Annotated in this window: 1 rRNA gene; it reads right to left on the reverse strand. The window is 54.9% G+C overall.

Annotated features, from left to right (window positions below):
• Positions 1 to 88: 88 nt before the first annotated feature.
• Positions 89 to 1,613, reverse strand: a 16S ribosomal RNA gene (locus ASD43_RS14050).
• Positions 1,614 to 1,873 lie beyond the last annotated feature (260 nt).

Here is a 1,873-nt window from a genome sequence, read left to right on the forward strand (position 1 = left end):
CCATGTCAAATGTTCCACCCATGAGCTCCCAGCAGAGACGAACGCTCTGATCTGGGTTCTGGACTCCGAAGAGTCAGATGCTCCTTAGAAAGGAGGTGATCCAGCCGCACCTTCCGGTACGGCTACCTTGTTACGACTTAGTCCTAATTACCGATCCCACCTTCGACGGCTCCCTCCACAAGGGTTAGGCCACCGGCTTCAGGTGTTACCGACTTTCATGACTTGACGGGCGGTGTGTACAAGACCCGGGAACGTATTCACCGCAGCGTTGCTGATCTGCGATTACTAGCGACTCCGACTTCATGAGGTCGAGTTGCAGACCTCAATCCGAACTGGGACCGGCTTTTTGGGATTCGCTCCACCTCGCGGTATTGCAGCCCTTTGTACCGGCCATTGTAGCATGCGTGAAGCCCAAGACATAAGGGGCATGATGATTTGACGTCATCCCCACCTTCCTCCGAGTTGACCCCGGCAGTATCCCATGAGTTCCCACCATTACGTGCTGGCAACATAGAACGAGGGTTGCGCTCGTTGCGGGACTTAACCCAACATCTCACGACACGAGCTGACGACAACCATGCACCACCTGTTTACGAGTGTCCAAAGAGTTGACCATTTCTGGCCCGTTCTCGTATATGTCAAGCCTTGGTAAGGTTCTTCGCGTTGCATCGAATTAATCCGCATGCTCCGCCGCTTGTGCGGGTCCCCGTCAATTCCTTTGAGTTTTAGCCTTGCGGCCGTACTCCCCAGGCGGGGAACTTAATGCGTTAGCTGCGTCACGGAATCCGTGGAATGGACCCCACAACTAGTTCCCAACGTTTACGGGGTGGACTACCAGGGTATCTAAGCCTGTTTGCTCCCCACCCTTTCGCTCCTCAGCGTCAGTAACGGCCCAGAGATCTGCCTTCGCCATCGGTGTTCCTCCTGATATCTGCGCATTCCACCGCTACACCAGGAATTCCAATCTCCCCTACCGCACTCTAGTCTGCCCGTACCCACTGCAGGCCGGAGGTTGAGCCTCCGGATTTCACAGCAGACGCGACAAACCGCCTACGAGCTCTTTACGCCCAATAATTCCGGATAACGCTTGCACCCTACGTATTACCGCGGCTGCTGGCACGTAGTTAGCCGGTGCTTTTTCTGCAGGTACCGTCACTTTCGCTTCTTCCCTGCTAAAAGAGGTTTACAACCCGAAGGCCGTCATCCCTCACGCGGCGTTGCTGCATCAGGCTTCCGCCCATTGTGCAATATTCCCCACTGCTGCCTCCCGTAGGAGTCTGGGCCGTGTCTCAGTCCCAGTGTGGCCGGTCACCCTCTCAGGCCGGCTACCCGTCGACGCCTTGGTGAGCCATTACCTCACCAACAAGCTGATAGGCCGCGAGCCCATCCCCAACCAATAAATCTTTCCAGTAACTGACCATGCGGCCGCTACTCGTATCCAGTATTAGACGCCGTTTCCAGCGCTTATCCCAGAGTCAGGGGCAGGTTGCTCACGTGTTACTCACCCGTTCGCCACTGATCCCACAGAGCAAGCTCCGTGTTCACCGTTCGACTTGCATGTGTTAAGCACGCCGCCAGCGTTCATCCTGAGCCAGGATCAAACTCTCCGTAAAAAAGAAATGCATACCCCACCGGGAAAACGGTGACGCAGCGAGTTTGATGCTGACCAAAGAGACAAATTCATTGCTGACTTCATCCGAATGCCAACCCCCCGAAAGGAGTTGGTCTTTGATCCAAAGGAATTCTCACCCAGCCGAAGCTAGACGAGGATAATTTGGCATTTGACAAGTGCACGCTGTTGAGTTCTCAAGGATCGGATGCTCCCACGACCCAGTCATCACAACCAGGCCCGAAGGGCAACTTCTCTATCTTA

The sequence above is a fragment of the Microbacterium sp. Root553 genome, from assembly GCF_001426995.1.
Taxonomy (GTDB): Bacteria; Actinomycetota; Actinomycetes; order Actinomycetales; family Microbacteriaceae; genus Microbacterium.